This is a genomic window from Rhodococcus sp. NPDC057014 (genome assembly GCF_042673295.1).
Taxonomy (GTDB): Bacteria; Actinomycetota; Actinomycetes; order Mycobacteriales; family Mycobacteriaceae; genus Rhodococcus_F.
On the sequence record NZ_JBHUSF010000600.1, the window covers coordinates 1 to 2,012 of the forward strand.

A 2,012-nucleotide genomic window follows, 5' to 3' on the forward strand; every position below is an offset into this window, starting at 1 on the left:
CGTGTCAAGCGAGCAGGGCAGTGACCCAGCGGCACCTCGGGTGCATCGGCAGTCCATCTGAAACTACCGACACAAGGATGGTGCACCAGTGAGCGCGGCCCCGACCACCGAGCACCCGGCCGTCGTCGGCACACTCTCCACCCTCGACCGGTACCTGCCGGTGTGGATCGGCGTCGCCATGGTCGCCGGCCTGTTGCTCGGCCGGATGATCCCCGGCCTCGGCGACGCCCTGAGCGCCGTCGAAATCGACGGCATCTCCCTGCCGATCGCCCTCGGCCTGCTGGTCATGATGTACCCAGTGCTGGCGAAGGTCCGCTACGACCGACTCGACACCGTCACCGGCGACCGCACACTCCTCCTCGGCACGCTGCTCCTGAACTGGGTCCTCGGCCCGGCCCTGATGTTCACCCTGGCCTGGCTACTGCTGCCCGACCTGCCCGAATACCGCACCGGCCTGATCATCGTCGGCCTGGCCCGCTGCATCGCCATGGTCATCATCTGGAACGACCTCGCCTGCGGCGACCGCGAAGCCGCCGCCGTCCTCGTCGCGATCAACTCGGTGTTCCAGGTGATCATGTTCGCCGTGCTCGGCTGGTTCTACCTCTCGGTGCTGCCCGGCTGGCTCGGCCTCGAACAGACCACCATCGACACCTCACCGTGGCAGATCGCCAAATCGGTGCTCATCTTCCTCGGCATCCCCCTGCTCGCCGGCTACCTCACCCGCCGTTTCGGCGAAAAGGCCAAGGGCCGCGAATGGTACGAAACCACGTTCCTTCCGAAGATCGGGCCGTGGGCGCTCTATGGCCTGCTGTTCACCATCGTGATCCTCTTCGCCCTCCAGGGCGACCAGATCACCTCCCAGCCGCTCGATGTCGTCCGCATCGCGATCCCCTTGCTCGCGTACTTCGCGATCATGTGGGGCGGCGGCTACGCCCTCGGCGCCATCACGGGCCTGGGCTACGAACGCACCACCACCCTGGCGTTCACCGCCGCCGGCAACAACTTCGAACTCGCCATCGCCGTCGCCATCGCCACCTACGGCGCCGCGTCCGGGCAGGCGCTGGCCGGTGTCGTCGGACCGCTGATCGAGGTCCCCGTCCTCGTCGGCCTGGTCTACGTCTCCCTCGCGCTGCGCCCCCGGTTCCACACAACCGCCACGGAGGGTTGAAATCGGGCCGAGGATCGATTCGATCGTGTCGCGTGGTCGGGCGGAGTGCGCCGACGTTCTGCATTTCCCGGAGTATTCTCAGTCATGGCCGACCCACTGATCGAAGAGCTCGAACACATCGAACGACTGTCACCGACATCGGAATAGGTTCCACCACTGTCCCCGCCGGGCAACCGTTCGGATCCGTGAGAGTAAATCTCGCACAACAGGAATAGCAGCTCCCCGAAGCACGTTTCGCCGTACATGACCAAATCTGTTGTCGCGCAATCATACGGAACACCCGAGGCCCTGACCGTGGTCGATGTGGAGGTTCCGCCGCCCGCATCGGGAGAGGTGCTCGTCGACGTCAAGGCGATCGGCGTCAATCCCATCGACTACAAGCTCTACAGCGGCGCCTTCGGTGACGATCCCGAGAAGCTGCCGATCAGGGTCGGCGGCGAGGCCGCCGGCGTGGTCGCGGCCGTTGGGCCCGGTGTCACCGGGATCGCGGTGGGCGACGAGGTGATCGTCAGCCCCGGCACCGGTCTCTACGCGGAGAAGGTGGTCGTTCCCGTCTCCTCGATCACCCCCAAACCGGCCGGCCTCGGCTGGGAACAGGCCGCCGGCCTGCTGCTGGTGGGCGGCACCGCAGTCGATGCCCTGGACACCATCGGGGTCGGTTCCGGCGACACCGTCCTGATCCACGGCGCGTCCGGCGGCGTCGGTGCCCTCGCCGTGCAACTCGCGGTCGCCCGCGGCGCGACGGTCGTCGGCACCGCGGGAGCGGCGAATCAGGACTACGTCCGGAACCTAGTGGTCCGTCTGTGAATTAGTGGAGCGTTTTGTATAGTCGATGCATGGTTGC

1 protein-coding gene and 1 pseudogene are annotated in these 2,012 nt (G+C 66.5%); both read left to right on the forward strand.

Features of this window, described 5'->3' with window-relative positions; all coding sequences use genetic code 11:
* Nucleotides 1-88: 88 nt before the first annotated feature.
* Nucleotides 89-1,168, forward strand: a complete 1,080-nt coding sequence (gene arsB, locus ACFTZB_RS45295; RefSeq protein WP_378442494.1) for an ACR3 family arsenite efflux transporter — start codon at nucleotides 89-91, stop codon at nucleotides 1,166-1,168.
* Nucleotides 1,169-1,411: 243 nt separating this feature from the next.
* Nucleotides 1,412-1,960: pseudogene (locus ACFTZB_RS45300) on the forward strand (zinc-binding alcohol dehydrogenase family protein); the annotation flags it as partial.
* Nucleotides 1,961-2,012: the final 52 nt, after the last annotated feature.